At 51.5% G+C, this 2,959-nt stretch carries 2 protein-coding genes and 1 pseudogene; all 3 read right to left on the bottom strand.

From position 1 onward, the window contains the following. Positions 1-358, bottom strand: a pseudogene (locus GBC55_RS29555) (DUF6531 domain-containing protein); the annotation flags it as partial. A gap of 167 nt (positions 359-525) precedes the next feature. Next, positions 526-1,137: a hypothetical protein gene (locus tag GBC55_RS29550; protein WP_162441193.1), complete on the bottom strand. Its 612-nt coding sequence runs from the start codon at positions 1,135-1,137 to the stop codon at positions 526-528. A 4-nt stretch (positions 1,138-1,141) separates the two neighbouring features. Continuing rightward, positions 1,142-2,959: RHS repeat-associated core domain-containing protein (locus GBC55_RS29545; protein WP_162441192.1), on the bottom strand; the 1,818-nt coding region annotated here is incomplete at its 5' end.

Here is a 2,959-nt window from a genome sequence, read left to right as displayed (position 1 = left end):
AGCGTGACCAGTCGATGGGCATCAGGCCTGGAAGGCTGAAATCAGTTTCGTCAGGGATGACCTTGCGGCCGGTGGTGGCATCGACAGGGTTGCCGACCAGACCGCCGACTGCACGCTCGATCGCCGGTCCCACGACGTAACGGCTGGCCACTTCACCGGCGACGAACCCGGCGGTGAATTTCAACACGCAGGACATGCCGGATTTGAGGCAGGCCTGGGAAGCGTTCTTGATCAATTGAGCGATACCGCCCGCCGCACCGGCGACCGCCATCAGGATATCAACGGTAGTACGCAGCCAGCCGGGAATCTCGTCATCTACCGGCAGATAGCGGTGGGTGCCGCCGCCGATGAATACGTTGCCAGAAGGGTCTCAGTTCATAGCGGGGTAAGTGGCTGCGCTAACCTCGCAACCACTTTTAATTAAATTATTAAAGAGCAAACCCAAAACGAATGCAGGAAGTACTCAAACTAACGCTTTCAATTCTCAGCAGTGCCAACACCTAAGCTAATGTACAGCCAACAATACTACAAGCCGCTCAAAAGCCCCAAATCAAAATCTTTATTCTTAATTATCTTTTTATTTAACTTCACCCTCTCAAGATTTTCGCTACTGATGATTTCTGAGTTATAAGAAACAGCACAATAAATAAACAATGCGGGATATGCATAGTCAGTCGGAGATGCCAGCACATCATCAATAGTCCGGGCGCTTGGCAATATACACCCTGCCACGAGGGGAATATAGTGGCTTTCAAGCGCGCGCCGGATATGCGCACATATCGCACCAACATCCTCTCGTTTAGGTGCACTTATGGTGCCATATATACTTGTGCCGAATTTTTTATCTTGCCTTCCTGATGTTGTAAATGAGAAACACGCAGCACTACCCAAATTGCTTTTATAAGGAGGATTGACTTCAGAGCAACAGTCAAAAATAGGCCCCCCGAAGACCATGCCATTCAGGACATATGCATTCGAATTTACCAAATACTGAAAATCAAGCTCGGCTACTAAATTTTTTTCCCAGCGAAATTTAACCCCCCCCTTTACCGCCTTAATCGACAAGCCAGGCCATTCAAGATCCTTCAGCTCCTTTAGCAGTTCACTCTCAAAATAAACCCTATCTTCTTTACTCATAAAATCACCCATATTTCAAAACATTGAACGTAGCATTATGAACGGCGCCTTTGCCACCTAAGGATTTACCTGGCTTACCTTTGGTATCAACTTTGAATGTGCCTGCTGTACCTTGCGAATGCTTTATGGTCCCACCACCCAGATGCTGCGTAGTGTTGGCAGGACTTGACATATCATAGACTCCAGCTGCTTTTTGATTCTTAGTGAGTCCACCAGAACCATGCTTAACCTCGAATACGTGGTAATTCCCATGTGTATCTTGAGCGACTATATCGGCACGAACCCTACTGCCATTAACTTTCATCGTAACCTCTTCCGAAATCACCTTATATCCATTTCGCTCAAGATCATGCCGTGCTTTATTTGTGCCTTTAACACCACTTGCAGAGCTTTTGCATAGGCCAAACGGGTCAATCCACCCAGTGGTATTGGGTGCATATTGATAGAGATTATCCCCCCCCAACAACCCAATCGGATCCTGCGTTATAAACCTACCCACCTCCGGATCGTAATACCGAAACGTGTTGTAGTGCAGCCCCGTCTCATCATCGAAATACTGCCCCTGAAACCGCAAATTCTGTGCGACTACATTGACGCCTAGACGCTCCACCGCACCCCACGCCTTATAAGTCGCCTGCCAGACAATCTGCCCCTCGCGGTCAGTCATCTCCAGCGGCGTACCAATCTGGTCGGTATGGAAGTAGTAAAGCGTCTGCTCCCCACCCTCTTCCTGGTCCACCCGAGCAAGTGGCGCATAACTCCCCGGCTCATACACATAAAGGCTGCTCTGCCCCGGCGTTTCCTCACGCAACATGCGCAAGCCCTGCCACAGAAAATGCTTCTGTTCAGTGACCCGGTTGACCTCCGACACCTTGGCAACACGTCGTCCGAGGCTGTCATAACGATAAGCCCCAATACTTTCCAACTTGCCGCCAACCAAGGTCTCAGCCTTAACCAACCGATTCTCGCAGTCATAGCTGAACGTCTGCAGCCGGCTCATCCCGCTGCGCTTTTCAATCAGGTTGCCCCACGCATCGTAGGTATATTCCTGATCCCGCCATTGCTTGATCCGGTTGTCCTTCACGTGATCAAACTGACTGGTGTTGAAGTTCAGCCGGTTCGCCGCCGCGTCGTATCGGAACTCCTCACTGTCCACCAACTTGCCGGTATCACGGCTGTGCAACTGGCCGTTGGCTTCGTACTCGTACTTGATCTCGCCGCGCAATTTGTCGAGGATGCGGATGAGTTCGCCGGCCGGGTCGTATTGATGACGGCGATGGATCGGGTTGTAGGCGTGTTCTACCAACAGCTCAGGCTGAATGCCGGGATTGAGAATCTGTGAGAGTTTCTCTGCCGGCAACGTCGAGGCGAATTGCCAGGCTTTACGGCCCATGGCGTCGTAGCCGAAACAACTGGTGAGTTTGCCTTGAGTGCGCAGCACCTCGCGGTGCAGGTCATCGCGTTCCATGTCGCTGATGAGCTGGCCGTCGAGGTTGAGTTGGTGCAGGTGGCCGCTGCCGTAATATAGGTGGTTCAGGTGCTGGCCGGTGGGCAAAGTCAGGGTGGTCAGGTTACTCAGTGGATCGTAGTCGTAGGACAGAGCGCCTTGGGGTGTGGTCTCTTTAATTAAGCGACCTAGCAAGTCGTAGGAGAATTCGAGTTTTTCTTCGCTGACGCAGAGTTTCTTGCCGTTGGCGGTAGGCAGGCGCTCGATGGTGAGCAAGCGGTCTGCGTCATCGTAGGTGTAATCCTGACGGGCATCGGCATTGAGTTTGGCCAGCAGTCGGCCGATGGAATCGCGTTCAAATTCGGTCTGTCGTTG

Origin of the sequence: Pseudomonas sp. TNT3 (assembly GCF_010095445.2) — a bacterium.
Lineage (GTDB): Bacteria > Pseudomonadota > Gammaproteobacteria > Pseudomonadales > Pseudomonadaceae > Aquipseudomonas.
This window is presented reverse-complemented; position numbering and strand designations above follow the sequence as displayed.

Coding starts and splice junctions, on each gene's coding strand:
- GBC55_RS29550 (WP_162441193.1), bottom strand. CDS start 1,137: ATGAGTAAAGAAGATAGGGTTTATTTTGAGAGTGAACTGCTAAAGGAG.